This is a genomic window from Natrinema altunense (assembly GCF_000731985.1).
GTDB lineage: Archaea > Halobacteriota > Halobacteria > Halobacteriales > Natrialbaceae > Natrinema > Natrinema altunense.
Genome location: NZ_JNCS01000004.1, coordinates 344,636 through 371,176, shown reverse-complemented (window position 1 = coordinate 371,176; position 26,541 = coordinate 344,636). Strand labels below are relative to the sequence as shown.

Genomic DNA, 26,541 nt, shown 5'->3' with positions numbered 1-26,541 from the left:
TGCTTTTATCCTACATTTTGCCGAGGGCCGCCGTAGGCGGCCCGCAGAGCAAAGTTTAGGCTCACATGAAGTCCTCGATCCCGCTTTGCTTGTTCTTGTCGTTTTCGAAGATGCTCTCGAGCGAGCGCTCCAAGACCTCTAAGCGTTGTTTCGTATAGTCACGGCAGTCGTACTCGTCGGCGACCTGAATGGCGGTCTGCATGTACTTGTTGACCGAACCCTTGTGGACGGTGAGGTTGACGCGGCCACCACACTCCCGACAGTCGCCGGTCAGGGGCATCCGCCGGAACTTCTCACCGCAGTCGAGACAGCGCGTTTCCTGTCGGGAGAAGGCCCGCAGGTTCCCGATGAGGTCCGGCAGGAAGTGGTACTCGATGACCCGCTCGGCCACGTCCGTCTCGTCGACGGCCTCGAGTTTGCGCGACAGTTCGAGTTGGGCGTCCATCTTGTCCATCATCGAGCCCAGCGTCTTGTACGCCGAGAGGTCCGGTCCCATCGCGATGTTGGTGGTATCGTGGGTGTGGTCGAAGCCGGTGTACTCCAGGTCGGTACCGAGGTTTTCCTCGGCGATTTCGACGTCGACGTCCTCGGGATCAGCCTGCTCACGAGTCGCGAGATAGAAGTCGCGGGGGTACTGCGTGACGACGTCCATGTTGTGGGCCTCGTCGTCGATCTCGGAGGGATCGATCCGGGAGGACATGACCAGCGGGGCGTCCATCTTCCCGCCGCGCTGGTCGGGCAGGAACGTCTTACTAAAATTAAGTAATCCGTCGAGAAGGAGCATTACGCAGTCCTCGTCACCGTCGCACTGACCGACGTACAGATCGTTGGCAACCAGTGTATTCGTCTCCTCGACGGTGAGACAGTAGGTGTATTCGACGTCACTCTCGACGATCTCGACGGAAACGACTTCGTCGAGCCACGTATCGCCCCCGTCAGCGAAAAGGCGCTGCGAGCGGAGTTCGGTCGTCTCGAGGACGTTGGTAAGCGTCTCCTGTTTCCGTTCGAGATGGAACCCGATACGGTCAGCGAATCGAGCAGCGTTCTCGGACGTGATTTTGAGAACCCACGATTCGAATTCGGGGACTGGTTCGTCATCACTGTAGAACTCGGCGACGGCTCCAGTGGACGGACGCCGCGTTTCGCGGTAGGTTTTCGCTGCGATACCGAAACGTTTCAGCGCAGCAACGAGGTCGGTGGCGAGTTCGTCACTGATCGTGTGTGCTCGAATCTCGATTCGTTCGCTCGACGTACTCCCGTCTCCGCTGAAGTACGCGGCCAAGAATGCGCGCAGCTGGGAGCGAGAGCTATCGAGAACGGAATCCGGAATCCGTTTCGTTTCCGCGGTCGCACCGAGGTCGAGCACGTCGGCGAACAGCGCCGAGACGAGACGGCTCGAGACGGTTACCTTCCATTCGTTCTCTTCGAACGCGTCGATCGAGAGCGCGTCGGTGAACGCATCGACGATGTCATCTCGAGCCGCTCTGTCGGGCGTACAGATCGTCGTCTGATAGAACGATCCGTCTTCACGACGAGTGAAACCTTCGGAAGCATAGTATCCGAGCAGCGTCGCGACGGAATCGTCGATCTCGAACTGTCGTTCGATGGCTGCGGTGTCGCGTTTCATCCCGAGGGTAACGTCGTCCGGAATGCGGTCACGCAGTTCCGCAGCGTCGAAGAAAGCGAGAAGCGGACCGACTGGAACACTGTCTCGGCTGACCCAGTTGTAGACCGTCGACTGGGAAACTCCCAGTCGCTCCGCAACCGGTTTGAGATACGCCTGATTCGGCGTTGCGTCGTCGAGTAAATCCTTGATTTGTTCGGAGCCCAGCCCGCGGATAACGAGCGAGTCGTTCGGAATGGCATCCGCCTCGAGAAACGCTTTCAGTAGATCGATCGATTTCGTCGTCCCCTCGAAGTCGATCGATTTCGGACTCGGGAGTTCGTCGCCAGCCGAGAGTTCGCGAGCGTCGACGGACTCCAGGCCTGCGGGCGTCCATCGACGGAACGTGTGATCCTGAGTTACGGTTATCGTTCGACCACTCCGTGTTTCGACCCGAACGAGATGATCGGGGGCCGGATGTTTCGAAACGGTTTCAACAGGCCGTTCGACGGGCGTTCCATCGGCAGTGACTGATGGGACGCTGAGTCCGTCGACGTCCTGAACGAGCGTTCCGAAATCGTCTTCTTCGGGATCAGTCAAGCGCTCTTCGACGATCGTTTCGATCGATTCATAACCCCATTCACTGTTGTGGTTCTGGGACCAGAGTTTCGTCTCTGGATGGAAGCAGTTCCGGCGTTTCGCGGCGTGAAAGTACGGATGAGCGTATCCGACGGCGGCGCTCGTAAACCCTATCACTCGACCGACGGTTGCCGCCGAGGTGTGCGGTGCCATCCCGAAGACGAGTTCGCCGACCAGATCCTGGCGGTCCTCGAACTCGTAGAACGACTCGAGGCCGTAGTACTGCTCGAGCAGGTCGTCGATGAAGTCGGCGGTCCGCAGCATGTGTTCGGCCGCGCCGTCCGAAAGGACGATGTCCTGGACTTTGAGTTCGACCAGCTGGTCCTCGTGAGTCAGGGGTTCGCCGTGGATGTCTTCCTCGTAGCCGAGCGCCTGGAGTTGGCCGACGTCGATGTCGAGTTCGCTGGCCCGAACCGACGTGACCGGGAGGTCGGTCATGTCGTAGCGGACGGTCCCGTCCTTGAACGAAGAGACGTCGTGTTTCGCTCGCAGAATCCCCTTTTCGATCGGTTCGGGGACCTTGATCTGCGACGAGAGTCCCTTGACGCCTTTGAGGATCTCGAAGGCGTTCTCGCGTTCCCCGACCGACTCGAGGGCGCTGCGGAACTCGTCGTTGACGTCGATTTCGCGGGTCTCGACGCAGGTACCCTCACGCTCGCAGCGGTCGCACTCGACGCGGCCGGCCTCGTCGGGCTCTATGGACTGGTCGCAGTCCGGACAGCGATAGTCCGGCGTGGTGCGGTCGTCGCAGTCCGGACAGCGGTTCTTGAACGTCTCGGCCCCACAGGAGTCACAGCGCTGGCGGCCGACCTCGAGTTCGACGACGCCGGGGGTGTCGGACATCGTCTCGGCGTGTTTGGCGGCGTCGGCGACGTTGCGCTGCGTGCCGCCGGCCTCGCCGATCGGGAACAGCGTGTGGACCGCCGGACTCAGATCGCGGCTCTCGGATTTCTCCGGTCGGCCCATTCGGTTGCCGATCCGCGTTGGCGCGCGCTCGCGAACCCGGAACGGCGCGACCTCGTTGACCGCCTCGATGGCGTTGTCGCCCTCGGTCACGTGGCCCCAGGTTCGGGCACGCTCGGAGAGGTCGTCGTCCGACCACGTACGCTCGAGTTCGATCGTCGTCGCCCGCTCCTCGCGCTCGAGTGCAGCGCCGTCGGCGGCAGTGCGCCGGGGCTCGCAGCCGACCGAACGGACGAACGGCCGCCAGTCGTCGATCTCGATGCGGTCGTCATCGGGGCGCTGGCGGTGTTCGATGACGATCGTCTCGAGGGCGTCGGCGACGGCGTCGTCGGACGCGAGGACGAGGACGCTGTCGTCCCCGTTGCCGTCGACGCTACCGTCGCCGTCCCTCTCGATCCGACCCTCGGCGACCGCCGCCGCGAGGTCACGGAGCGCGTCGACGTCGATGTCGTGCCAGAGATAGGTGTACTCGGGATGGAGAGGGGCATCGTGCTCCAGAGCCCACTCGACGGCCTCCTCGGGGTCGGGGAACTCGAGGTCGACCCGGGGATCGTCCTCGAGCGCCTGGACATCGACGCCCGCGGCGGCGAGGTCCTGAACCCACCACTCGTAGGTGTAGGAGGCGGGCGCGAGGGGATGATTGTTCTCGACGAACTCGCCGTAGTTGACGAGATACTCGCCGAGATCCAGGATCTTCTCGACGCCGTTTCTGATCTCGAGGGCGTCCTCGGGGTCGTCGATCCGGCGGACATCGCCGTTGGCCAGTTTGACCGTCGGCCCCTCGATGGAGTCGACGGGGACGACGCCGGCGGCCTTGCCGGGTCGTTCGGTCTTGATCTGGGTCCCCGTCGCGAGGAAGTCGTCGACCAGGTGCATCGCGGCGGGGTGGACGCCGGCGGTCGCGAAGCCGTGGTTGCGTGCGCGACCGTAGCGTAGCCGGAACCCGCCCTCCGCACAGGGGTGGGAGAACACCGGCCGGCCGGCGATCAGGTCCCGGAGGAACTTCTCGGAGGTGTCGACGCGGGGCGGTCCCTCGGGGTCGTCGGCGGTGTCGTCGCCGTCGTTACCATCGGCACCGTCGTCCGCGTCCGCGTCTGCGTCGGCCGACGCCGTGTCGTCGGCATCGTCCCCGTCGTCGGCGGCCTCAGTCTCGTCGTCGTAGTAGTTGCCGTCGATGAGGTCCTGCAGCCACGGCCAGTCGATCTCGTCTAGGTTCCGGGTGTAGCGCTGGATCTTCGGGGCCTTCAGCGCGATCCCCTCTCCGAGGACGAGACACATCCCGCCGCGGGCGCTGTTGGTATCGACCCGCTCTAAGTCACGGAAGCCCGAGACCTCCTCGTCTCCGGTGGCCTCCCCGTCTAACATGATCGGGAGGTGGTTGGCGATGAATTTGGCCTCCTTTGCCTTCGGGCAGTACTGGAGTCCCGTCTCCTTGTCGTAGAGGGCGATCTCCTCGGCGTAGCGTTCGACCTCCTCCTGGCGGGCGTTGAACTGCTCGATACCGACGAGTGCGCGCGTGTAGTCGGCCACGAGCACCGACAGCGCCTGTGCGGTCCCCCCGGCGGAGCGGATCGGGCCGGCGTAGTAGACGTTGACGAACTCCGTCCCGTCGTCGTTCTCGAGGATTTCGACCTTGTCGATCCCCTCGATCGGGGCGGCGACGACGCCCTCCGTCAGCAGGGCGACCGCGGTTCGAACTGCACCCTCGACCTTGCCCGCTCTCGTCTCGTAGTCACCGACGCGCCCCTCGGCGAAGTCCGCGGCGAGTTCGAGAGCCGCCTCTTCCCGTGACATCTGGCCCTCGAGTTCGCGGACCCGCTCGGCGACGCCGTCGATCCCGAGGATGTTCTCGACGCGGTCGGCCATGTCCTTGGCGACCGGAATCTCGACCTCCGGTTTCGGATCGCCGCCCCGCTCTTTGGCCCGTTCGGCGACATCGAAGGCGTCGTCGAGTTGGTCCTCGAGCCGCCGGAAGTACCGTTCGTCTTCCGGGCGCATGTTAGAGCCAGAGGTCGAGTTCGGTGGAGTCGTCGTACTCGCGCTCGAGAGGCTCCTCGAAGACGCGCATGTGGACCTCGCCAGCCCAGACCGTCGCCTCGTTCAAGTGGCCGGCGACCGACTCGCCTTCCGGCCCCGAGAGGACTGCGTGAGTGTGGGCAAAGCGTTCGTCGTCGAACCACGAGACGTTCCCCGTACAACTCGCGACCTCGAGCGGGTCGTCGAACGCGATCGGCTCGTACTCGCAGGCATCCTGATCGTAGAACCACAGTTCGGCGTCCTGGACCGCACCGAGCGCTGTAAACCAGGCGGCGTCGGCCTCGACCGCGTCGGCGAGCGACTCGATCTGGGCCCGCCAGTCGGCACCCGTCTCGAGGCGGGCGACGTACTCACCCGTGGTCTCGACGGCTCGATAGTTCATATCCAGCTACTGGATCGGCCGATAGAAAAAGCTCATCGTTTGTTCGGATGGGGGGATACGAACGTGACTGTGGTAGTAGTAAACATCGATGGCTATTAATAATACGAACCACTTCCCACACAGATATGGGAGACCATCACCATCGAACATGCATGACGCCTCGACAACTAGTTACGTTCCAGGATAGAACTTTCCGGCATATATCGCGTTAACACCAAAAATTATATATTCTATCTCATAGGAGTTGTCATTGGTATGTCAAACCACACGTCAGAACTGTCCCGACGGCGACTACTCGCTTCGGGCACTGCCGTCTCCGCGGCAGCGATCGCAGGGTGTATCGGTGGGAGCAGTAGCGACGGTGAAGCGTTCCACTACACGCAGGAACAGTCTCGAGAGGATCAGTACGATCCGATCGTCTCGAACGACACCTACAGCTTTCAGGTGATCGAGCGGGTCTTCGACGGACTCTACGAGTACGGCGAGGGACTCGAATTACAGCCCAGAATCGCGAAGGGCGAACCGACGGTCGAGCGCGACGGGACCCGGTATATCTTCGAGATCAAGGAGGCCGCAACGTTCCACAACGGTGACGACGTGACCGCCGCCGACGTGGCCCACTCGTTTACCGCACCGGTCGAAGAGACAACGGAGAACGCCGCCGAATACAACATGATCGAGAGCACCGAGGTCATCGACGACACCCAGCTACAGGTCGACCTCGGTGACGATCCGTACGGCCCGTTCGAACTCACGACGATGGGCGTTCTGGTGGTCCCCAAGGACGTCCGGACCGATGATCGCGACAAGTTCAACAGGGACCCGATCGGTGCGGGGCCGTTCAAGTTCTCCGAACTCGGGGACACCTACGTCGAGGTCGAGAAGTGGGACGACTACTGGGGCGATCTGGAACCGAACGTCGAGCGAGTCCGCTTCGAAGCCCACGATGACAACGCAGGTCGCGTCTCCAGCATCCGGTCCGGAGACACCGATGTGATCTCGGAGGTACCCAACAAGGACTGGGACGTTCTCAAGAACGAAGACGGCATTAACCTCCACTCCTCGAAGAGTTCGACGTACATGTACATGGCGTTCAACTGTAACGAAGGGCCGACGACCAATCCCGAGGTACGACGGGCGATCGCCCACTCGTTCTCGATGCAGAGCTTCATCGAGAGCAACGCCGGGAACGTGACTACGCCAATGTACAGCCCGATTCCGCCGGTCGTCAACGACGTCTGGGAGTTCCCGGAAGAGGAGTACCGGGACATGCTGCCGGAGTACGACCCCGACCAAGCGAAGTCGTTGCTCGACGAACACGCACCGGACGACTTCGAGCCGACGATCCTCACGCCGTCGGGACTTCGGGCACAGCTCGCGGAACGAATCGCCACCCGACTGGACTCGATCGGCTACGGTGCCGACGTCCAACAACTCAACTTCGCGGCGCTGCTCGACAAGTACCACACGGGTAACGCCGACGATTACCAGATGTACCTGCTGGGCTGGTCCGGCGGTGGCGACCCGGACGACTACCTCTATGCATTGTTCCACGAGAGCCAGACCGGTGCAACCGGCAACCAGGGCCACTACTACGAAGGGAGCGATTCCTTCCACGACGACCTTCTTCGGGCGCGGAACATGGCCGACCGAGATGAGCGCTACGAGATCTACGACCCCATTATTCGGGAGATCGTCGAGCAGCTTCCGGTCCTGCCGGCATTCACGCTGGACAATACGATGGCGTCACGCGACTACGTGAACGACCTCCAGGCCCACCCGGACTCCGCGACGAACCCGGTCTTCGTCTCCGATTACGCCAACGTCTCAATAGAATGATGGATGTGGCCGGGCGAGGTTTGCCGGGAGTGTCGACGATTTCCTGAGCATAGCGGGTTGAACGACCGCAAACGAAGATGACTGCGACGAATCAACGGACAGATCCACGGATTCATGAAACTACTCAAATACGCGACATACAGGCTCTTGCAGTCGATCCCCGTCCTCATCGGGATCTCCGTCATCACGTTTCTGCTTGCGAACCTGGGACCGGGCGACCCGGTCAGTCTCATGCTGCAAGGGCAGGAACAAAACGAGGAGTTGGTACGGGCGATCGAACAACGATACGGACTCAACAAGCCGCTCCACGAGCGGTACCTCACGTACATGGGCGGCCTGCTAGAGGGAGACCTCGGGCAGAGCATCCACTATCGACGGCCGGTAGCCGATCTGATACTGGAACGGGTCGGCCCGACGCTTCTATTGGTCCTGTCGGCGTACGCGTTCGCCCTCGTCACGGCGATCCCGCTCGGAGTCGTCGCCGCCGACAAGCGAAACGAACCGAGCGATCACGCGTCCCGGGTTGCCGCGCTCATCGGCGTCAGCACCCCATCGTTCTGGATCGGGATCGTGCTGATATTGATCTTTGCCGTCAAACTCGAGTGGCTTCCCTCGAGCGGGCTCGTCTATCCGTGGCGGCCCCCCAGTACTTATCGGTCGATAGACGGCCACCTCGAGTTGTACTATCAGTCGCTCAGACACTTGCTGTTGCCGATGATCGCACTGGGGACGCTGCAGATGGCGACGATCATGCGCGTCGAACGGACCCAGATGATCGAATCGTTGCAAGGCGAGTACGTCAAACTCGCCCGCGCGTACGGCGTTCCCGAGCGGACGATCCTGCGAAAGCACGCGTTTCAGGTCGCCCAGTTACCGATCGTTACCATCGTCGGAGCCAACCTATCGACGGCGATCGGTGGTGCCGTCATCGTCGAGACGGTGTTCAACATCAACGGCATGGGACAGCTATTCGTCGACGCGATCCAGCAAAACGACTATCAACTCATGATGGGGGTGACGATGATGCTCGGCGTGTTGTTCGTGCTCGGCGTCATCGTTACCGACATCTCGTATGCGTACATCGATCCACGGGTCACCTACGGTGAGAGTGAATAACTATGGCAGTCGGTGAATCACAACTCGACGGCGAGACGGAATCGGGAGCCGAAGACGAAGTCGAGGCACGGGTCGGGTGGCGGTACACCGTTGCACGGATCAAACAGGACACGACGGCCCGGTTGGGGTTGTACATCGTGTCGTTCACGTTGTTCGTCGCGATGTACACCCTGATCGACAGCAACCTGTCACGGCTCACGTTCGGACAGGTGTCCGATTACACGTTCGCACAACTGCTGCCGTTCTTCGATCACCCCACGCACATTCCGCCGCCGGGTGAAGGTACCCAGCACATGCCGCCGTACTTCCCGCTGGCGGAGCAGTCGTGGAACCCGCTGCCGGCGGGCGGCACGCTCGAGCACCCGCTGGGGACCGACCACACCGGCCGGGACTACTTTACCAGAATCGTCTACGGCACGCAGGTATCGGTGTTCGTCGGGCTCATCTCGACGTTTATCGGCCTCAGCGGTGGAACGATCATCGGTGCCGTCGCGGGCTACTACGGCGGCAAAGTCGACGACATCCTGATGCGGATCGTCGAGACGGTGTACGCCATCCCGCCGCTGATCCTCATCATCGTCTTTACCGTCTTCATCGGCGGGGCCAGCATCTGGTATGCGGTACTCGGCGTCGGGATCGCCTTTATTCCGATCTTCGCCCGCATCATCCGGAGTCAGGTCCTGAGCGTCCGCGAAATGGACTACATCGAAGCCGCGCAGGCGGCCGGGGTGAGAGACCGCAACATCATCATGCGACACGTCGTCCCCAACAGCTTCGCCCCGATGCTCGTGTACGCGACGCTCCAGATCGGCGTCACCATCCTCATCGTCGCTGGACTCTCCTTCCTCGGGTACGGTGCACAGCCACCGACCCCGGACTGGGGACAGATGCTCAACATCGCGCATCGCAACTACATGCATTCGAATATCTGGCTCTCGATCTGGCCAGGTATCGCGATCATGATCACCATCATGGGCTTCAACCTGTTCGGCGACGGCCTGCAGGACGCCCTCGACCCGCAGATTGACGACTAACTATGAGCTCCGAACCACTACTTCGCGTCGAGAACCTCAAGACGCAGTTCTTCACCGAGGAAGGTACAGTACGCGCAGTCGACGGCATCTCGTTCGAGGTCCGCGAGGGCGAGATCGTCGGCCTCGTCGGCGAGAGCGGCGCCGGGAAATCGGTCGCCTCGATGAGCATCATGGGACTCGTCGAGAGTCCCGGCGAAATCGTCGGTGGCGAGATCACGTACAAGGGCGAGACGCTCTTCGGCCTCGAGGAGGGGCCGGACGGCGAACTCCGGGAGCGCGACGACATGCTCTCGAGCGAGGAGATTCGCACCCGAATCCGGGGCAACGAGATCGCGGTGATCTTCCAGGACCCGATGGAGTCGCTCAATCCCGTCTTCACCGTCGGCGGCCAACTGCGGGAGTTCATCGAACTCAACCGCGGGCTGCCGGAGGACGAGGCGCGAGCGGAAGCGATCGACATGCTCCGCGAAGTGGGCATCCCGGACCCCGAAGAGCGCTACGATGAGTACCCCCACCAGTTCTCCGGGGGGATGCGCCAGCGCGTCCTCATCGCGATGGCGCTGGCCTGTGAGCCCAGCCTCATCATCGCCGACGAGCCGACGACGGCCTTAGATGTCACCGTCGAGGGACAGATCCTCGACCTCGTCGACGACCTCCAAGAGAAGTACGGGACGAGTTTCATCTGGGTCACCCACGATCTGGGCGTCGTCGCGGAGATCTGCGACCGGGTGAACGTCATGTACCTCGGCGAGATCGTCGAGAAAGCGCCGGTCGACGACCTGTTCTACGACACCAAACATCCCTACACGAACGCCCTGTTGAACTCGATTCCCCGTCCCGACCGGACCGTCACGGAACTCGAGGCGATCGAGGGTGTGATGCCCGAAGCGATCAGCCCGCCGTCGGGCTGTCGGTTCCATCCGCGCTGTCCGGACGCACGGGAGGTGTGTAAACGCGCCCATCCAGACGCGAAGGTGGTCGCCGACGCCGACGGGGAGCCACATGAAGCGGCCTGTGTGAAACACGACGCGTTCGACGCGGGCTACGACCAGAGCCCGCCGCTCGAGGGAACTGCGGTCGACACGGGATCGGCGGCGGTCGAAGAGTCGGAGTCGGAGCTCACGGCAAATCCGGCCGGCGACGACAGCGGGGGTGAGACCCGTGAGTAGCGGCATTCGAATGGACGAGGACAGCGGCTACGACAGCGACGACGCGCTGCTCGAGCTCGACGGCGTGACGAAGTACTTCGGGCAGGAGTCGGGACTGTTGGCCGGATTGGAGTTCGAGCCAAATCAGTTCCCCCCGGTCAACATCAACCGGGAGACGGTGAAGGCGGTCGACGACGTCTCCCTCGAGATCCAGCCCGGCGAGACGCTCGGGCTCGTCGGCGAGTCCGGCTGTGGCAAGAGTACGCTCGGGCGGACGATCCTGCGGTTGCTCGAGCCGACCGACGGGGACATCTACTTCAAAGGGGAGAACCTCGCCGACCTCGGCGGGGAGGAACTCCGCCGGATGCGCTCGGACATGCAGATGATCTTCCAGGACCCACAGTCCTCGCTGGACCCCCGGATGAAGGTCGGCCAGATCATCGAGGAGCCGATGCGGGCCCACGATATGCTCGACGACGAAGGTCGGCGGGCGCGGGCGAAAGAACTCCTCGAGAAGGTCGGCCTCGATCCGCGCCACTACAACCGGCATCCACACGCGTTCTCCGGCGGCCAGCGACAGCGGATCAACCTCGCACGGGCGCTGTCGGTCGACCCCGATTTCGTCGTCTGTGACGAGCCGGTCTCCGCACTGGACGTCTCGATCCAGGCGCAAGTGCTGAACACCATGGAATCGCTCCAGGAGGAGTTCGGGCTCACGTACCTCTTTATCGCCCACGACCTCTCGGTCATTCGGCATATCAGCGACCGCGTGGCGGTGATGTACCTCGGACACATCGTCGAACTCGCCGAGAAAGAGGAACTGTTCGAGAACCCCCAGCATCCCTACACGCGTGCCTTGCTCGATTCGATTCCCGTCCCCGACCCACGGGAGAACGGTGTCCGGGGCATACTCGAGGGAGAGGTGCCGAGCCCGGTCGATCCGCCGTCGGGGTGTCGGTTCCGAACGCGGTGTCCGCGCCTGATCGCACCCGACGCGTACGACTGGTCCGACGAGAAGTGGGCACAGACGCGAGCGTTCATGCGGGCGGTCAAGCGACGCTCGTTCGAACCGATGCCGGCCGCCCGGATCGAGGCCGAGTTCTTCGACGGCGACCGGCCCGGCGGCGAGGCGGGGTCGATCGTCGACGAGGCGATCGATCTCATCGCCAGCGACGGCGGCGGTGGGGACGGTGACGACGAATCCGATCGGTGGGCGGCCGCAACCGACCTGTTGCTCGAGTCCTTCGCCGAGCAGAGCGTCTGTGCACACGAGCGACCGGCGTACGACCTCGAGTCAGAACACGGCGACGGTGACCACTTCGCGGCCTGTCACCTGCACCGGTGACGGTTCCGGACCGGGCCTACACCGGTCGCCGACTGTGCCGTCGAGCACCGACTGGGAAACGCGACCGGCCGTGCGAACTGTTCACTGATACTCCGGTCAGCGATGGCTCAACACGGTCAATCATCGCAAAAACCCTTAAGCCGCTGCCGGAACTATTTACTCATACATGAGTAAGATACTCGCCATCCTGGCAGCGCACACGAAAACCGGTGCGAAGGTACAGCGAACGATCGAACACTCGCCCTCGTTTTCGGGCGTCCAGACGAGCGACGACGGCCAACCCGAGACGCGCGTTTCGCCGGGCGGGTTCCTGACCGGATAGCCGGACAGTCGACCCGCCACGGAATCGAACCCTGATCGCTCGAGATCTGACCGGTACGACGGATTATGGACGGCAGAGGGCCACGGAACCCGATGAATTTTGAGTCGTCACGGCTGACCACGCTAAAAGCGAGGAGCTAATCGCGTCACTCGCAGGGAAGTGTGACAAGTGAACAGGGTTCGGATAAGTCCCGGTAGATGACGGTATTGCTCGAGGAGAGGTCCTGGAACTGCACCGAGGTCGGTTTTGCGTCCACGCAGAGAGTTCTCGTCTCACCGGTATCAACAGTCTGAGTGTTCGTCGTGCCGCCGTTGCAGTTCGACGTGGTGTGATGGACCGTCACCGACGACCCCTCCGTGACTTCGATTTCGAACTCCGTCGCGCCCTTGTACTCGTCCAGATCGTATTCGGCGTAATCGACGACGTTGAGCGCGAAGTCGGTCGAACCCTGCGAATCGAGGGTGAGCGTCCGATCAGTGCGACCGTTGGGATTGAGCAGCCACCCCTGTCGTTCGTCGGGAAACACCGTCGTCTCGAAATACCCCTCGGAACTGTCTCTCGATGAGTCGTAGCTCCCACACGGGTACACATACGAGGCGTCGAGTTCGTATCTCACGTCGATCGGTTCCGCGGACGTATAGAGATCGAGTTCGTCCGCAGTAAACCACGGATCGCACCCGTTCGCTGCTGTACCGGTATTGGCCAGTCCGACCGTTGCTACGGTACCGACTGCGACCCCAGCGCCTTTCTTCAATATTGATCGTCGATTGTATTTCATTACTGCATCTACTCCACCCACAGATACTAATATAAATATTGGCCATAAAATTTTATGTTGATGGTGGGTGTGTGTTATGGGTAGAGAGTCGTTCCAGACCCACATTTCGGTCACGTCGACTAGATCGATTATCGGAGTGGGGAAAGACATGTTCCAGAGTGGAAAACAGTTCAAACACAGTAGAGGTCAGATCGCGAATCGGTGCCAATACGAACGGCTGACAGGCCACTGAGTCCGAACCGCTTCGGTCCGAACGAGGGCCGGTAGTCGAGAACGTTGTAAGAATACGATAATTGCAACTGAACGTCATTGCACACCTGATCGTACAACAGCGTTGCGACCAGTGTGTCAATCGTTGCAGTTGCTACTGTAGGTCACAGATCCTATGGGGGAAGACAAATAGATCGGTCGTAGTGGATCGGAGCGAGCGGTCGGCCAGTACCACCGATCGGAGAGCGCCAGTGTCACTCGAGTCGGATCGTCGTCGCGTCCGCGGGCCGAGCCGTCCCCTCGTCGGTCGCGACGAACGCCCGAATCTCGTGTTCGCCGGCGTCGGGGACGACTGATTCGTGGCGATCGCCGCCGGTTCGCTCGAGGCGGCCGTTCCAGGTCACCGAGACTCGTTTTCGCTCGCCGCCGCGAAAATCGAAGGTTGCCGGCCGTTCCGGTGTGTACCGACGCTCGTCGCTGGCCTCGAGGTACCCGTCGACGGTCCAACCCCAGCGCCGTTGACGGGGCGTCGGGAGTTCGACGGGCACCGGGAGCCGATTTTCGAACGTGACGGTGATCTCGACGGGCTCGTCGCGCTCGTAGACGTCTCGGTCGGTCGTAACTGACGCGGTGATCGCGCGCCGGGCGACCGCGCGGGGAACCAACGACGCGAGGACGGTGACGGAAGAAAAGCGCGAGCCGTCGTGCTCGAGTTCGAACTCGTCGCTCGAGTCCCGACTCGCCTCCCGTCGCGGCCGAGAGCGCTTCATAGATGCAGCGACCGGCGCGTCGTACTAAACGGTAGCGGTCGCCGACCCGTCGCCGCGACCGGCCGGCTCGCGGTGAGTCCGGCAGCCCGTTCGAGCGGCGATCACAGCCGGCACCGGAAAACGGGACACGAACCGATCCCCTCCCACCCCCAGTTATCGCCAGGCCGAAAGCGTCGGTGCGTCATCCGCCCGCATCGACAGCCAGGCACCGTCCGCGGAGATGTCCGCGATGACGTACTCGTCGCTCGTAGCCGTCGAGTCGATCGAACCGACGATCGTATTATCGGACGCCATGGCGTGGGGGTTCGTCGCCATGTGAGAGAGTGACAACCAGATACATATAAACTCATCGAATCGGACTGTCCGGCTGCCGGACCGATCGGAAACCGAACTGATATCGGGTGTGAAACACTGGGTTTATACTCATTTTCGCCGTACCGTGGGGATATGAACGTAGCCGACGCGATGACGCCCCGCGAGGACGTGGTCACTGCCGACCTGCCGGGTACTCGTTCGGACGTACTCAAGTACCTGCAAGAACAGTCGTTCTCGTCCGTCCCGGTCGTCAAACCGACCGACAACGGGCCGGAGTATCGTGGTCTCATCTCCCGAGAGAGCCTCATCGAGCAGCCCGACGAGGACCAGCTCGTGATGCTGATGGAAGAGGACGTCCCGACGACGACCGCCGAGACGAACCTCGAGGACGTCGCGCGAACGATGGTCGAGGCGAACGCGCGCCGCGTTCCGGTCGTCGACGGCGAGTTCGAGGGGATCGTCACCGTCACGGACGTCATCCACGCGATCGCGACGGGCGATCAGGAGACCGAGGGCACCGTCGGAGCCTACGCGAGCGCGGACGTCAACACGACCTACGAGGGGACGCCCCTGCCCGTCGCCGAGCGGGAACTCTCCTACGCGAACGTCCCCTACGCCGTCGCGCTCGACGACGACGGTCGCATGAGCGGCGTCCTCACGGAGGTCGACGTGCTCGAGGTCGCCCGGATCGTCGAGGGCGAGGAGGAGACGGGCGACAACTTCGGCGATCAGGACGACGACTGGTCCTGGGAGGGAATCAAGGCGGTCGGCAGTCGCTATCTCCCCACGCGGGACATCGAGCTTCCGGCGGGGCCGGTCCGTGAGTTCATGACCGACGAGGTCGTGACGGTCTCGGCCGAGATGTCGATCCAGGAGGCCGCCCAGCGGATGATCACCAACGACATCGAGCAGATTCCGATGGTCACGGGCGAGGACCTCGTCGGCGTCGTCTGTGACGTCGATCTACTGGAGGCGCTTTATGAGTGAGCACGAACATGCGGCGGCGAGCGCGGGTGAATCGACGAGCGAGAAACTGGTCGAACTGGCCAAGCGGCGGGGCTACTTCTTCCAGTCCTCGGGGGCGTACGGCGGCGTCGGCGGCTTCTACACCTTCGGCCCCCAGGGCGCGGCGCTGAAAGGTAACGTCGAGGACGCCTGGCGCGATCGCTTCGCGGTCGCGGAGGGCAACATGGAGATCGACGCGCCGACGATCATGCCCGAACCCGTCTTCGAGGCCTCGGGCCACCTCGACGGCTTCGACGACATGCTCGTCGAGTGTCCCGACTGCGGCGAGAGTCACCGCGCGGACCACGTCGTCGAGGACAACACCGACTACGAGGACGCCGAGAGCCTGCCCATTCCCGAGGTCGAGGAGGTCATCGCCGAGTACGAACTCGTCTGTCCCGCCTGCGGTGCGGGACTCGCGGGGCAGGCCGTCGACTCGTTCAACCTCATGTTCGCGACGAACATCGGTCCCGGCGACTCCGACCCCGGCTACATGCGCCCCGAGACCGCACAGGGCATCTTCGTCGAATTCCCGCGGCTGAAGGAGTACGCACGTAACCAACTGCCGTTCGGCGTGACCCAGATCGGCCGCGCCTACCGCAACGAGATCAGCCCCCGGCGCTCGATTATCCGCACCCGCGAGTTCACGCAGGCGGAACTCGAGTACTTCATCGACCCCGAGGAGGACGAGCCGGACCTCGAGAGCGTCGAGGACGTCGAGGTGACGCTCTACCCTGCCAGCGAGCAGAACGAAGAGGACGGCGAGGAGATCCGGACAACGATCGGTGCGGCCGTCGACGACGGAACCATCGCCAGTCCGTGGGTCGCGTACTTCCTCGGCGTCGCGAAACCCTGGTACGACGCCGTCGGCGTCGACATGGACCGGTTCCGGTTCCGACAGCACCTCTCGGGCGAACGCGCCCACTACGCGGCGGACTGCTGGGACGCGGAGAGCGAGATCGACGGCAACTGGATCGAGATGGCCGGCTTCGCCTACCGGAGCGATTACGACCTCTCGAAACACGCCGAACACTCCGGCGACCGCTTTACGATCTTCAAGCAGTACGACGAGCCCAAAACCGTCGAGCGCGCGACGGTCGATCCCGACATGAGCTACCTCGGGCCGGAGTTCGGCGGCGACGCACAGGCAGTGGTGGGAGAGCTCGAGGACCTCGCTGCCCGCGATCGATCGGCGTTCGACGGCGACACCGTCGAGATCGAACTCGAGGGCGAGAGCCACGAGATCCCCGTCGAGAAGACCGGCTTCGCCGTCGCGGAGCAAACGGAAGCGGGCGAACACATCGTCCCGCACGTGATCGAACCCTCCTTCGGGGTCGACCGTTTGGTCTACACCGTCCTCCACCACGCCTACCGCGAGGACGAGGTCGCCGGCGAGGAACGCACGTTCCTCGAGCTCGATCCTGAGGTCGCACCCACGTTCGTGGGCGTCTTCCCCCTGCAAAACGACGACGAACTCGAGGACGCGGCACGGGACATCGCCGCGGACCTCCGCGAAGCGGGCCTGTCGGTCACGTACGACGACTCGGGGAACATCGGTCGGCGCTACCGCCGCCAGGACGAGGTCGGCACGCCGTTTTGCGTGACGGTGGATTACGAGAGTATCGAACAGGACGAGGGCGGCGTCACGGTCCGCGAGCGCGACTCGACGGACCAGAAGCGACTCGCGATCGACGAGCTGCCCGAGACGCTGTCGGCGATTCGCGCCGGCGATCTCGCGTTCGACGATCTCGAGGAGTAGACGGCATTCGCGTCGCGGAGAGTGCGTTTTGCGACGGGTTTGCGGACGATCTCGACACCACTTTACGGATGAACGACACGAGACGGCGCACAGTGAAAATGGGCGTCGGTCGCCGCCGCGCTTTTAAATAATATATAGTACTCGGGAGAACTAACCGACGGACTGAAGGTCACCTCTCCCAAGGCAGGACATGATGGCCGACGAACTGAAGCGGCGACTCGTCCACGCCAGCGGTTCGGGGCTGGTCGCCCTCTATCTGCTCGCCACCTATCTCGAGGTCGGGCTGACGTGGCCCCGGTTTCGGATCCTCATGATCGTCCTCGCGGCCGGCGCGCTCGTCCTCGAGTTCCTGCGACTCCAGATCGGACTCGACTGGCGGCTCTATGACGTCCTCACCCGCGAGTACGAACAGGACAACCCCGCTGCGTACGCGCTCTACCTGATTAGCATGGCCGCCGTCGTGGTGGTCTTCGAACCGGCGATCGCGCTGCCCGCGATGTTGATGCTCGCGCTCGGCGACCCGATCAGCGGGGCCGTCTCGGACAACAGCCTCCAGCGGGTCAAATCACCGAAGGTGTTGGGCACGATGTTCCTCGTCTCGACGATCATCGCGCTCCCGTTTCTGCCGATCACGGCAGCGCTGCTCGCCGCGGCGGGCGCGACGCTCGCCGACGGCGTGACGGTCGAGATCCGGACCTACATCATCGACGACAACCTGACGATCCCGATCTACGCCGCCTGTCTAGCGTATCTCGTCCTCGAGTTCACGCCGGTGTCGATGTAGCCCCGAGCCGGGCCGCCATACCGACCGTTCGGCCGTGACATCGGATCAGGCGTTCAACCGCCAGAGTTCGAAATTGAGGACGGCTGCGAACGTCACCCACGCGAGATACGGGATCAGCAACGCCGCGGCGCGCCGATCGACCCGCCGAACGGCGAGGATCGTCCCGGCGACGAGCGTCCAGAGGACGACGACGATCCCCAGCGCGACCAGCGGGGCCTCGAGCGCGAAGAAGGTGGGCGTCCAGGCGACGTTGAACAGCATCTGGAGGACGAAGGCACCGAGCGCGAGGCGACGCCCGTCGGCGTCGCTGCGCCAGACGAGCCACAACGCGATGCCGAGGAGGATAAAGAGGAGCGTCCAGACGACCGGGAACGCGATCGTCGGCGGGTAGAACCACGGTTTCTCGAGGGCGCGGAACCACGGCGTGTCGGGCGAGGAGAACACGCTGGGGGCCGCGCCGACGATGGTGACCAGCAGGACGAAGCCGATCGCGGTGAGGATCGAGCCGCCGTCCGGGAGGCGGTGGGTGATCGATCGGAACGCCATACGCGTCCTACGTCACCGGCGGGGTTATAATGAGGTCACGTGTGGGCTCGACTACGGACCCGGCTGACGGCGGCGGGTGGGAACGAGCCGTACCGGAGGCTACACGTTGTGAGGCTCCCGATGGACGACCTCGGTCGTGCCGTCGATGGTGGCGGACACGACCAGTTCGTCCCCGTTCGGATCGAGGGTGATCGTGGCAGTGTCGGTCGCGCTCGGATCGTCCATCGTAGCGGAGGCCCCGAAAACCGTCGATTCGACGGTCACCACGTCGACATCCGGCGCGTCCGCGAACTCGACCCGAGCGCGGTGTCTGGCACCCGACGTATCGAACGAGACCGTGTCGACGACGCGTCCCGCCTCGTCGATGATCGGTTCGTCGCTGATCTCGGCGGGGTCGGTCCGGGCGGGGAGCCACCAGAGAATCGCCCACTCCCCGTCCTCGGTGACCAGCACGATCTCCACCTCGTCTTCGAACGCCTCGCCGGCCGTGTCGCCGGGTTCCATCGTCGCCGAAACCAGCGCCGTGTCACTGCCCTCGACGACCGTCGCGAGGTCGTCCTCGACGAACAGCGTGGCACCCGGGATCGCACGGAGGTCCGCGACGGTGAGACCGGTGTCGTCGAGTTCGGTGTCGAACGACTCGATATCGACCGCCGGTCGGTCCGTGCCCTCACCGTCCGTCGTCGCATCGAAGTTGTCCGGATGCAGGCTACTCGAATTGTGGATGGCGTCGGCGAACGCGTCGTCGTCGCCGGCGTCGACGGCGCGGAGAAACGCTCGAGCCGTCGCTTCCGGACCGTCCGACGTCGCTTCGATAGTCCGTTCGTCGGCCGCGTCGTCATCGTCGTCATCGTCGGCGATACTGCCGGTGCTCGCGAGGGGGCTCTCGTCGATGCAGCCTGCAAGACCGGTTGTACCGACGAGGCCAGCGGCAGCGAGATAGTGTCTGCGATGCATTGCGTCTCATGCGAGGCTGAACTGGTGGAAGAACCCCCAGCCGATTTTGGCGGGCGGCGACCGGTAATCGGCCGCTCTGGATCGGCAGTTGGTGGGCACCAAACAGCGGTCGCAGGGATGGCAGGTGTAGCTACCGGCCTGGGTCCCGTATCGGTCGTGTCGCCGGCGGAATCGGACCGTCGACTCGAGGTCGACACGGGACGAGGTCGTCCTCGTTTACTTTCACCGCGGTACGGGAACCCTTATTCGCGGCGACGGTGAACAGCCGGCAATGGCAGCACAGGACGAGGAACCGCCCTCGATCGAGCATCCGCTCCTCGAGCCCGACTTCTTGGAGCGCAGACTCTACCAGCTGAAACTCGCGGGGACGGCCGCGAACCACCACACGCTCGTCTGTCTCCCGACGGGGCTGGGGAAGACGACGGTGAGCCTGCTGGTCACCGCACGGCGACTCGAGGAGGTCGGCGGGAAGTCGGTGATGCTCGCGCCGACGAAACCGCTCGTCCAGCAGCACGCGGACTTCTACCGCGAAGCGCTGCAGCTCCCCGACGAGGAGATCGTCGTCTTTACGGGCGACGTGAGCCCGGACGACCGCGCCGCAACGTGGGAGCAAGCGACGGTCGTGATGGCGACGCCGCAGGTGATCGAGAACGACCTCGTCGGGAGCCGGATCTCGCTCGCCGACGTGACCCATCTCACCTTCGACGAGTGTCACCGCGCGACCGGCGACTACGCCTACAACTACATCGCCGAGCGCTACCACGCCGACGCCAAGCGGCCGCTCGTGACGGGGATGAGCGCCTCGCCCGGGGGCGACGAGGAGGCAATTCTCGAGGTCTGTGAGAACCTCGGCATCGACGAGGTCGAGGTGATGACCGAGGAGGACGCCGACGTCGACGAGTTCACCCACGACACCGAGGTCGAGTGGGAGCGCATCGACCTGCCCGACGAAGTCCTCGAGATCCGCGACGCCCTGAACGAGGTCATCAAAGAGCGCCTCGAGAAACTCAAGGACCTCGGGGTCGCGAGTTCGACCCAACCTGATCAGTCACAGAAGGACCTGAATCGGATGCGGGCCGAGTTGCAAACGTTGATCAACAACGACCAGTCGGAGGGGTTCGAGGGGATGTCGATCCACGCCGAAGTGATGAAGCTCCGGCAGGCCGTCACGCTGGTCGAGACTCAAAGCGTCGAGGCGCTCCGGCGATACTTCGAGCGCCAGCGCAATCAGGCCCGAACCTCGGGCGCGTCGAAGGCCAGCCAGCGGATGGTCTCCGATCCGCGCGTGCGCGAGGCCATGCGGAACGCCGAGCGCTTCGACGAGATCCACCCCAAATACAGCAAAGCGCGCATGCTGCTCGCGGAAACGCTGGGGCTCGAGGGTGGCGAGCGGGTGATCGTCTTCACCGAGTCCCGCGACACGGCGGAGGCGCTGACTGACTTCCTCTCGGAAAGCTTCGACGCGAAGCGGTTCGTCGGGCAGGGCGACCGCGAAGGCTCCGACGGGATGACCCAGAAGCAACAACAGGAGGTCTTAGACGAGTTTCGCGCCGGCGAGTTCGAGGTGCTCGTCTCGACGTCGGTCGCCGAGGAAGGGCTCGACGTACCGGAGGTCGACCTCGTCCTCTTCTACGAGCCCGTCCCGACGGCGATCCGCTCGATCCAGCGGAAGGGACGGACGGGTCGACAGACCGAGGGTCGGGTCGTCGTCCTCATGGCGGAGGACACCCGCGACGAGGCCTACTTCTGGATCTCGCAGCGGCGTGAGAAGGAGATGGAGTCGGAACTGCGCGAACTGAAAGGACTGGCCCCCGAAATCACCGAGGAACTCGACGACTCACAGCAGTCACTGACCGATTTCGAAGGGGCAGGCGAGGGCGGAGTGAAAGTAGACGGGAACGACGGAAACACCGACGCCGTCGGCGATTCCTCCAGCGGAAGCGAGGGGGTTGTAGCGGGGCCGGGACTGCAGGAATTCGGAGCGAACAACTCGGAAACGGGTAGTAATGAAGAACCCGGAGACGGGGCGGCCGAGATCGAGGAGGACGTCGAGACCCACGAACCACACGCCGAGGGCGACACCGTCGCGGTCGTCGCCGACCAGCGGGAGATGGACGCGAACATCGCCCGCGACCTCTCGCGACGCGAGGAGTACGAGATCAGCCTCGAGACGCTCGACGTCGGCGACTACGTCCTCTCCGATCGGGTCGTCGTCGAGCGCAAGTCCGTCGCGGACTTCGTCGACTCGCTGGTCGGCGGCGACCGCTCCGTCTTCGAACAGGTCGGCGCGATGGCTCGCCACTACTCGCGGCCGATCGTCGTCATCGAGGGCGAGGGACTCTACGAACAGCGGGACGTCCACCCGAACGCGGTCCGGGGGGCACTCTCGAGTCTCGCGGTCGACTTCGGGGCGAGCGTCCTGCGGACCGACGACGAGGACGACACGACCGAACTGCTCGCGGTGATCGCCGGCCGGGAACAGGAGACCGCCGACCGGGAGGTGTCGGTCCACGGCGAAAAGGGGACCAAGACCCTGAGCGAACAACAGGAGTACGTGGTCTCCTCGATCGCCGAAATCGGCCCCGTCACGGCACGGTCGCTGCTCGAGGAGTTCGGCACCGTCGAGGCGGTGATGATCGCGACCGAAGACGAGTTACAGGAAGCGGACGGCGTGGGGACGGTGACCGCCGAGCGGATTCGGGAGGTCATCGGAAGCGACTACACGGGCTGAGCAACGCGGATGCTCCAGTCGGGTTACGAGCGGCCAAGCGAAGTACTCGAGCGACCGGGGTCACGGCTCAGTCGTTCGTTTCGGTCGTGAGACCCGTCTCGCGGTCGTCAGACGTCGAAACGGGCTCACCCTCCGCGCGAGCGACGAGTCGCTCGGCGGTGAGGACACACCAGATACCGAGTACGACGCCTGCGACGACGTCGATCAACCAGTGAATCCCCAGATACATCGTCGAGAAGACGACGAGGGTGGCGACGACCGACGCGATCGGGAACCATCTGGGGTACTCCCGGCGCGACCGCCAGGCGAATAGCGCGACGATAACCGCCAGCGACGTGTGGAGCGACGGGAAGACGTTCGTGTTCGCCGACACCTCCGCCGTGAGTTCCTGTGTCTGCGGGTAGAACTCGTACATAAGCCCGTTGACGGTCGACAGATGATTGCGCGGTCCGTAGGCGACGAACAGCGTATAGAACACCGAGCCGACCAGGGTGTTGAGGGCGTACGCGACGAGCAGTTGCTTGAAGCGCCGCTGGGTCCCCAACAGGAAGTAGAGGACGAGGGCGGACACCAGCAGGTACGGGAACCCGAACATGTACATCGCGGAGAAGAATCCGATCAGCGCGTCGGGAACGATCGACTGCAGGCCAGCGACGAACGAGCCTTCCACGGCGTAGATCTCCGCGGTGATGTCCCAGTCGAGCGCATACGAGAGTTCCAACCTGCGGTAATGTGTCCATCGCTTCACCAACAACACCAGCAGCGTGACGCCGAGATAGGGCGCGATACTCCGGCCCCGATCCTCGAGTTCGGCGATCGTTCGCGGGAGCGCCGAAGCGCGGACACAGAGCGCGCAAGTGGCTGTAACGCCGGTGCAGACGGTCGCTATCGTAATGAACGTAACGTATCCTAATGCCATCGGTGGCTCTCCTCCGTCTAGGGGTGGCAAGCGATCGCGAGCCGCAGGCGAGCGAGTATCCGGCACGGGGGGGAGGGCGGCGAGTCGGACCGGGCGGCGACACTGGCGCCTTCGACGACGCGCCGGTCGAAACCGCCCGATCGACGGACACTCGAACCGTGACGGCTCAGCGCCGCGTATTCCTATCGGGTGGTAACATTCTACTTAATTTAAATCTACTGGTGCCCGACGGGGTCGAGCCGGACGGAACGCGGGACCGCGAGGAACCGGTGAAGATCCACCTCTGCGCGACGTGCGAAGTCACTTGACGGCGCTCAAGCCGAGCGAATGTCGATTGATTCAGCTCGCCGTCGTTCGTCGACGCCGGCTACGATCGGCGTTACCGCGGTCTCGAGGACGGTCAGCGCAGCGTCGCCAACGTTTCGCTGGCTTCACGAGCCGCCTCGAGACAGTCCGCCGCGTAGCGGGGATCGTCCGTGGCGGCGGCCGCTTCGGCGAACTTCTCGAGCGACCGGACGAGCGCATCGCGAGCGGCATCGAGATCGCCGTCGGCCGAGGACGGACCGGTTGCGGGACGCGGGCGGTTGCGGTCGGAACCGGACCGACGGTCGTCGGGGCGGGGAGTCGCAGAGGAGCGGGCGGTCGACGCGGCGTCGGGACGGGACTGCGAGGGGCCGTCGTCTCGAGCCGGCGTCGACGGCTGCGGTTGCCGGTCCGAGGTCGATGCGCTCGTCTCCCGTCCGTGGTCGGCGTCGCGCGGGTCGGTCGTCGTCTGGTTGGGCGTGGACGCCGTCTCGGCCGCTGTCGTCGCGGCGTCGTCGGTATCCGGCGCGGCCGCGTCGGTGGCACCGGGTCGATCAGCGGACCCACCGGTGGCAGTTCCGTCGCCCACTCCCTCCGCAGCCGACTGGGCCTCGAGATCGGTCCCCTGAACGGCGTCGGGGGTACCGTGACAGCTGGGGCAGAAGGTCGTTCCGTCATCCTGGAAGAGGGGGTCGCCGCAGGTCCCGCAATGGGCGTTGGTCATCGTCGCACCCTTGAGCAGCAGGTCGCTCATCCGCTGGGTCGCCTTGCGCTCCTCTTTGTCCTGCTCGTACTTCTCTCGAAGTTTCTCGCGCTCGGCTTCCTTGTCGAAGTCGCTCATATTCGTCTAGAGGCGGCGGACCATCGAAAAAGCTGCGAAGGGGGAGAGCGGCCCTATCGACGGAGCCGCGCCCCGAGTCACCGCGATCGTTCGAGTGCGGCCTCGGCGGCAGCGACGGCCTCGGTGGGGGTGTCGGCGGTTTCGAAATCGATCTCGAGGGCGGAAACGTCGTGGGTCCCGAGGCCGACGACGGGACGGTCGTAGATCCCGGCGAAGCCGATCTCGGAGAGGGTACCGACGCCGCCGGCCAGCGCGATGACCACGTCGCCGTTCAGCGGGACGAGCGTGTTCCGGGCGTGGCCGAGACCGGTCGCGATGGGGATGTCGACATCGTCGTTGGCGGCTCCGGGGCGCTCGCCGGGGAGGATACCGATCGTGGTTCCGCCCTCGGACTTCGCGCCGCGACAGACCGCTGCCATCGTCCCGCCGCGACCGCCGCAGACGACGACGTGACCGCGAGCCGCGAGTTCGCGGCCGACCGCTTCCGCGCGGGCTGCCTGTTCGTCCGTGACCGTCCCGCCGCCGATGACGCTAGCGCGCATACGCGAGACGCCGTGGGCGGCGACAATGATCGGTTCGGTCTCGAGTCGCGGGCGACTCGAGCGAAAGTGAGCGTCGGATCGCGGGGGGAAGCAGTGAGCGGCCGCCCGAGCGGCCGGGCATACTGTGGTCCGCGGAGCGCGAGATGGAATACGACAGTCGTCGAAATATTCATCGCCGAATCGGTTCGAAGCCAGAGGTTTCGACGGATTTAACGTGTGCGATGGGGAATCATTACGTGGTATGACGAAAGTGAGCGTGGTCGGCGCGGCCGGGACCGTCGGGGCCGCTGCGGGCTACAACATCGCGCTTCGGGACATTGCGGACGAGCTCGTGTTCGTCGACATTCCGGACAAGGAAGACGACACGATCGGACAGGCCGCCGACGCCAACCACGGTGCGGCCTACGACTCGAACACGACGATCCGACAGGGTGGCTACGAGGACACCGCGGGATCGGACGTCGTCGTCATCACGGCGGGCATCCCGCGCCAGCCGGGGCAAACACGGATCGATCTGGCGGGCGACAACGCCCCGATCATGGAAGACATCGGCTCCTCGATCGCCGAGCACAACGACGACTTCATCACCGTCACCACGTCGAACCCGGTCGACCTGCTGAACCGCCACCTCTACGAGACGGGCGAGCGCGCCCGCGAGAAAGTGATCGGCTTCGGCGGCCGGCTCGACTCCGCTCGGTTCCGGTACGTCATTTCCCAGCGCTTCGACGCTCCGGTGCAGAACGTCGACGCGACCATCCTCGGCGAGCACGGCGACGCGCAGGTCCCCGTGTTCTCCAAGGTCCGGGTCGACGGACGCGATCCCGAGTTCGACGAGGACGAAAAGGAGGACCTCCTCGAGGAACTCCAGACCTCGGCGATGAACGTCATCGAGAAGAAGGGCGCGACCCAGTGGGGGCCGGCGACCGGCGTCGGCCACATGGTCGAGGCCATCCTGCGTGACACCGGCGAGGTCCTCCCCGCGAGCGTGAAACTCGAGGGCGAGTTCGGCCACGAGGACACCGCCTTCGGCGTGCCGGCGAAGCTCGGTTCCGACGGCGTCGAGGAGATCGTCGAGTGGGACCTCACCGAGTACGAGCGCAACCAACTCGGCGAGGCCGCCGAGAAACTCTCCGAGCAGTACGACGAAATCTCGTAGACGACACCCGGTCGCCGGTTCTGTTCGCGACCATCGTCGACCGAGTAGCCTCGAGACTGCGGACGGCGATTCGGCCGTCGGATCAGGGAATCAACTGGTTGCCGTCGTCGTCGTAAATCGCGATCGCATCGACGGGACAGGACCGAGCGGCGAACTTCGCGTCCAGTTCCGCGTCGTCGGGCACCTCGCGGACGAAGACGCCGTCCTCGCGTTCCTCGCTGTCCGCGAGGATCGCCTTCCCTTTCGATTTGTCCTTCTCGAAGGCGTCCCACTCCGCGACGCACTGGAACATCCCGATACAGGTGTCCTCGTCGAATTCGACCTTCATACGAGGTGGTTGGGCCGATCGGCGTAAATCGGTAGCGGTCCCCGGTCATGGTCCGCGGTACCAGGAGCCAGATGACAGCATCGCTTTACTGTTCGGCGGCTCACCCCCCCTCGAGTTGCGAAAGCGGGACGGCACGACGGTCCCCACGGGAGGCGATGGGGACCATGAG

Annotated in this window: 22 protein-coding genes; 11 read left to right on the top strand and 11 right to left on the bottom strand. The window is 63.9% G+C overall.

The genetic code is table 11. The features are described from left to right. Positions 1-61: 61 nt before the first annotated feature. Both polC and ALTAJ2_RS10740 read right to left on the bottom strand, forming a co-directional pair. The gene (gene polC / locus ALTAJ2_RS10745; RefSeq protein WP_007110108.1) at positions 62-5,203 is read right to left on the bottom strand and encodes a DNA polymerase II large subunit; all 5,142 of its coding nucleotides are present in this window, start codon (positions 5,201-5,203) and stop codon (positions 62-64) included. 1 nt (position 5,204) lies between these two features. Beyond that, positions 5,205-5,624, bottom strand: a complete 420-nt coding sequence (locus tag ALTAJ2_RS10740; protein ID WP_007110107.1) for a PPC domain-containing DNA-binding protein — start codon at positions 5,622-5,624, stop codon at positions 5,205-5,207. A gap of 255 nt (positions 5,625-5,879) precedes the next feature. Between ALTAJ2_RS10740 and ALTAJ2_RS10735 the strand changes: the two genes are divergently transcribed. The 6 genes from ALTAJ2_RS10735 (at position 5,880) to ALTAJ2_RS19710 (ending at position 12,428) form a co-directional block, all read left to right on the top strand. Beyond that, a complete protein-coding gene (locus ALTAJ2_RS10735) occupies positions 5,880-7,463 on the top strand; it encodes an ABC transporter substrate-binding protein (protein WP_007110106.1) in 1,584 nt (527 codons plus the stop codon). A 114-nt stretch (positions 7,464-7,577) separates the two neighbouring features. Further along, the gene (locus ALTAJ2_RS10730; protein ID WP_007110105.1) at positions 7,578-8,579 is read left to right on the top strand and encodes an ABC transporter permease; all 1,002 of its coding nucleotides are present in this window, start codon (positions 7,578-7,580) and stop codon (positions 8,577-8,579) included. A 2-nt stretch (positions 8,580-8,581) separates the two neighbouring features. Then, on the top strand, positions 8,582-9,613 hold the full coding sequence (locus ALTAJ2_RS10725; RefSeq protein ID WP_007110104.1) for an ABC transporter permease: 1,032 nt from the start codon (positions 8,582-8,584) through the stop codon (positions 9,611-9,613). Positions 9,614-9,615: 2 nt separating this feature from the next. Continuing rightward, on the top strand, positions 9,616-10,782 hold the full coding sequence (locus tag ALTAJ2_RS10720) for an ABC transporter ATP-binding protein (RefSeq protein ID WP_007110103.1): 1,167 nt from the start codon (positions 9,616-9,618) through the stop codon (positions 10,780-10,782). 10 nt (positions 10,783-10,792) lie between these two features. Beyond that, on the top strand, positions 10,793-12,106 hold the full coding sequence (locus ALTAJ2_RS10715; RefSeq protein WP_007110102.1) for an ABC transporter ATP-binding protein: 1,314 nt from the start codon (positions 10,793-10,795) through the stop codon (positions 12,104-12,106). A gap of 166 nt (positions 12,107-12,272) precedes the next feature. Next, positions 12,273-12,428, top strand: a complete 156-nt coding sequence (locus ALTAJ2_RS19710; protein WP_007110101.1) for a hypothetical protein — start codon at positions 12,273-12,275, stop codon at positions 12,426-12,428. A 145-nt stretch (positions 12,429-12,573) separates the two neighbouring features. Here ALTAJ2_RS19710 and ALTAJ2_RS10710 read toward each other — a convergent pair whose 3' ends face one another. The 3 genes from ALTAJ2_RS10710 to ALTAJ2_RS19705 all read right to left on the bottom strand — a co-directional run bounded on the left by ALTAJ2_RS10710 (position 12,574) and on the right by ALTAJ2_RS19705 (position 14,501). Then, positions 12,574-13,311, bottom strand: coding sequence for a hypothetical protein (locus tag ALTAJ2_RS10710; RefSeq protein ID WP_239647726.1), 738 nt, complete (start codon positions 13,309-13,311; stop codon positions 12,574-12,576). 359 nt (positions 13,312-13,670) lie between these two features. Further along, positions 13,671-14,186, bottom strand: coding sequence for a hypothetical protein (locus tag ALTAJ2_RS10705; RefSeq protein ID WP_007110099.1), 516 nt, complete (start codon positions 14,184-14,186; stop codon positions 13,671-13,673). 153 nt (positions 14,187-14,339) lie between these two features. Then, complete coding sequence (locus tag ALTAJ2_RS19705) at positions 14,340-14,501, bottom strand: DUF7556 family protein (RefSeq protein WP_168713804.1); 162 nt, start codon at positions 14,499-14,501, stop codon at positions 14,340-14,342. Positions 14,502-14,633: 132 nt separating this feature from the next. On the opposite strand from ALTAJ2_RS19705, the gene ALTAJ2_RS10700 reads away from it, so the two are divergent. The 3 genes from ALTAJ2_RS10700 (at position 14,634) to ALTAJ2_RS10690 (ending at position 18,049) form a co-directional block, all read left to right on the top strand. Next, positions 14,634-15,488 carry a CBS domain-containing protein gene (locus ALTAJ2_RS10700; RefSeq protein WP_007110097.1) on the top strand — a complete coding sequence of 285 codons (855 nt, stop codon included), beginning with the start codon at positions 14,634-14,636 and terminating at the stop codon, positions 15,486-15,488. Further along, positions 15,481-17,265, top strand: coding sequence for a glycine--tRNA ligase (gene glyS / locus ALTAJ2_RS10695; RefSeq protein ID WP_007110096.1), 1,785 nt, complete (start codon positions 15,481-15,483; stop codon positions 17,263-17,265). The genes ALTAJ2_RS10700 and glyS overlap by 8 nt, the downstream gene beginning before the upstream one ends. Positions 17,266-17,458: 193 nt before the next feature. After that, complete coding sequence (locus tag ALTAJ2_RS10690; protein WP_007110095.1) at positions 17,459-18,049, top strand: diacylglycerol/polyprenol kinase family protein; 591 nt, start codon at positions 17,459-17,461, stop codon at positions 18,047-18,049. 45 nt (positions 18,050-18,094) lie between these two features. On the opposite strand, the gene ALTAJ2_RS10685 is transcribed toward ALTAJ2_RS10690, so the two are convergent. After that, positions 18,095-18,595: a TspO/MBR family protein gene (locus ALTAJ2_RS10685; RefSeq protein WP_007110094.1), complete on the bottom strand. Its 501-nt coding sequence runs from the start codon at positions 18,593-18,595 to the stop codon at positions 18,095-18,097. A gap of 99 nt (positions 18,596-18,694) precedes the next feature. Then, positions 18,695-19,552 carry a hypothetical protein gene (locus ALTAJ2_RS10680; protein ID WP_007110093.1) on the bottom strand — a complete coding sequence of 286 codons (858 nt, stop codon included), beginning with the start codon at positions 19,550-19,552 and terminating at the stop codon, positions 18,695-18,697. Between the two features lie 271 nt (positions 19,553-19,823). Between ALTAJ2_RS10680 and ALTAJ2_RS10675 the strand changes: the two genes are divergently transcribed. Beyond that, positions 19,824-22,283, top strand: coding sequence for a DEAD/DEAH box helicase (locus ALTAJ2_RS10675; RefSeq protein WP_007110092.1), 2,460 nt, complete (start codon positions 19,824-19,826; stop codon positions 22,281-22,283). A 67-nt stretch (positions 22,284-22,350) separates the two neighbouring features. Here ALTAJ2_RS10675 and ALTAJ2_RS10670 read toward each other — a convergent pair whose 3' ends face one another. From ALTAJ2_RS10670 to ALTAJ2_RS10655, 3 genes are all read right to left on the bottom strand, one after another. Next, positions 22,351-23,202 carry a phosphatase PAP2 family protein gene (locus ALTAJ2_RS10670; protein WP_007110091.1) on the bottom strand — a complete coding sequence of 284 codons (852 nt, stop codon included), beginning with the start codon at positions 23,200-23,202 and terminating at the stop codon, positions 22,351-22,353. A gap of 400 nt (positions 23,203-23,602) precedes the next feature. Next, positions 23,603-24,346 carry an Sjogren's syndrome/scleroderma autoantigen 1 family protein gene (locus tag ALTAJ2_RS10660; RefSeq protein ID WP_007110089.1) on the bottom strand — a complete coding sequence of 248 codons (744 nt, stop codon included), beginning with the start codon at positions 24,344-24,346 and terminating at the stop codon, positions 23,603-23,605. 77 nt (positions 24,347-24,423) lie between these two features. After that, on the bottom strand, positions 24,424-24,888 hold the full coding sequence (locus tag ALTAJ2_RS10655) for a TIGR00725 family protein (protein ID WP_007110088.1): 465 nt from the start codon (positions 24,886-24,888) through the stop codon (positions 24,424-24,426). Positions 24,889-25,129: 241 nt separating this feature from the next. Between ALTAJ2_RS10655 and mdh the strand changes: the two genes are divergently transcribed. Then, positions 25,130-26,044, top strand: a complete 915-nt coding sequence (gene mdh / locus ALTAJ2_RS10650) for a malate dehydrogenase (RefSeq protein ID WP_007110087.1) — start codon at positions 25,130-25,132, stop codon at positions 26,042-26,044. An 82-nt stretch (positions 26,045-26,126) separates the two neighbouring features. Here the strand turns inward: mdh and ALTAJ2_RS10645 are convergent, their stop codons facing one another. Then, positions 26,127-26,372, bottom strand: a complete 246-nt coding sequence (locus ALTAJ2_RS10645) for a ferredoxin (RefSeq protein ID WP_007110086.1) — start codon at positions 26,370-26,372, stop codon at positions 26,127-26,129. Between the last annotated feature and the right edge of the window lie 169 nt (positions 26,373-26,541).

Bases quoted from the DNA above. Each gene is read 5' to 3' on its own strand.
- ALTAJ2_RS10660 (WP_007110089.1), bottom strand. From the start codon at position 24,346: ATGAGCGACTTCGACAAGGAAGCCGAGCGCGAGAAACTTCGAGAGAAG.
- ALTAJ2_RS10690 (WP_007110095.1), top strand. From the start codon at position 17,459: ATGGCCGACGAACTGAAGCGGCGACTCGTCCACGCCAGCGGTTCGGGG.
- ALTAJ2_RS10645 (WP_007110086.1), bottom strand. From the start codon at position 26,372: ATGAAGGTCGAATTCGACGAGGACACCTGTATCGGGATGTTCCAGTGC.
- polC (WP_007110108.1), bottom strand. From the start codon at position 5,203: ATGCGCCCGGAAGACGAACGGTACTTCCGGCGGCTCGAGGACCAACTC.
- ALTAJ2_RS10680 (WP_007110093.1), bottom strand. From the start codon at position 19,552: ATGCATCGCAGACACTATCTCGCTGCCGCTGGCCTCGTCGGTACAACC.
- ALTAJ2_RS10655 (WP_007110088.1), bottom strand. From the start codon at position 24,888: ATGCGCGCTAGCGTCATCGGCGGCGGGACGGTCACGGACGAACAGGCA.
- ALTAJ2_RS10725 (WP_007110104.1), top strand. From the start codon at position 8,582: ATGGCAGTCGGTGAATCACAACTCGACGGCGAGACGGAATCGGGAGCC.
- ALTAJ2_RS19710 (WP_007110101.1), top strand. From the start codon at position 12,273: ATGAGTAAGATACTCGCCATCCTGGCAGCGCACACGAAAACCGGTGCG.
- ALTAJ2_RS19705 (WP_168713804.1), bottom strand. From the start codon at position 14,501: ATGGCGACGAACCCCCACGCCATGGCGTCCGATAATACGATCGTCGGT.
- ALTAJ2_RS10735 (WP_007110106.1), top strand. From the start codon at position 5,880: ATGTCAAACCACACGTCAGAACTGTCCCGACGGCGACTACTCGCTTCG.
- ALTAJ2_RS10730 (WP_007110105.1), top strand. From the start codon at position 7,578: ATGAAACTACTCAAATACGCGACATACAGGCTCTTGCAGTCGATCCCC.
- ALTAJ2_RS10705 (WP_007110099.1), bottom strand. From the start codon at position 14,186: ATGAAGCGCTCTCGGCCGCGACGGGAGGCGAGTCGGGACTCGAGCGAC.
- ALTAJ2_RS10710 (WP_239647726.1), bottom strand. From the start codon at position 13,311: ATGTGGGTCTGGAACGACTCTCTACCCATAACACACACCCACCATCAA.
- ALTAJ2_RS10675 (WP_007110092.1), top strand. From the start codon at position 19,824: ATGGCAGCACAGGACGAGGAACCGCCCTCGATCGAGCATCCGCTCCTC.
- ALTAJ2_RS10685 (WP_007110094.1), bottom strand. From the start codon at position 18,595: ATGGCGTTCCGATCGATCACCCACCGCCTCCCGGACGGCGGCTCGATC.
- glyS (WP_007110096.1), top strand. From the start codon at position 15,481: ATGAGTGAGCACGAACATGCGGCGGCGAGCGCGGGTGAATCGACGAGC.
- mdh (WP_007110087.1), top strand. From the start codon at position 25,130: ATGACGAAAGTGAGCGTGGTCGGCGCGGCCGGGACCGTCGGGGCCGCT.
- ALTAJ2_RS10700 (WP_007110097.1), top strand. From the start codon at position 14,634: ATGAACGTAGCCGACGCGATGACGCCCCGCGAGGACGTGGTCACTGCC.
- ALTAJ2_RS10720 (WP_007110103.1), top strand. From the start codon at position 9,616: ATGAGCTCCGAACCACTACTTCGCGTCGAGAACCTCAAGACGCAGTTC.
- ALTAJ2_RS10740 (WP_007110107.1), bottom strand. From the start codon at position 5,624: ATGAACTATCGAGCCGTCGAGACCACGGGTGAGTACGTCGCCCGCCTC.
- ALTAJ2_RS10670 (WP_007110091.1), bottom strand. From the start codon at position 23,202: ATGGCATTAGGATACGTTACGTTCATTACGATAGCGACCGTCTGCACC.
- ALTAJ2_RS10715 (WP_007110102.1), top strand. From the start codon at position 10,793: ATGGACGAGGACAGCGGCTACGACAGCGACGACGCGCTGCTCGAGCTC.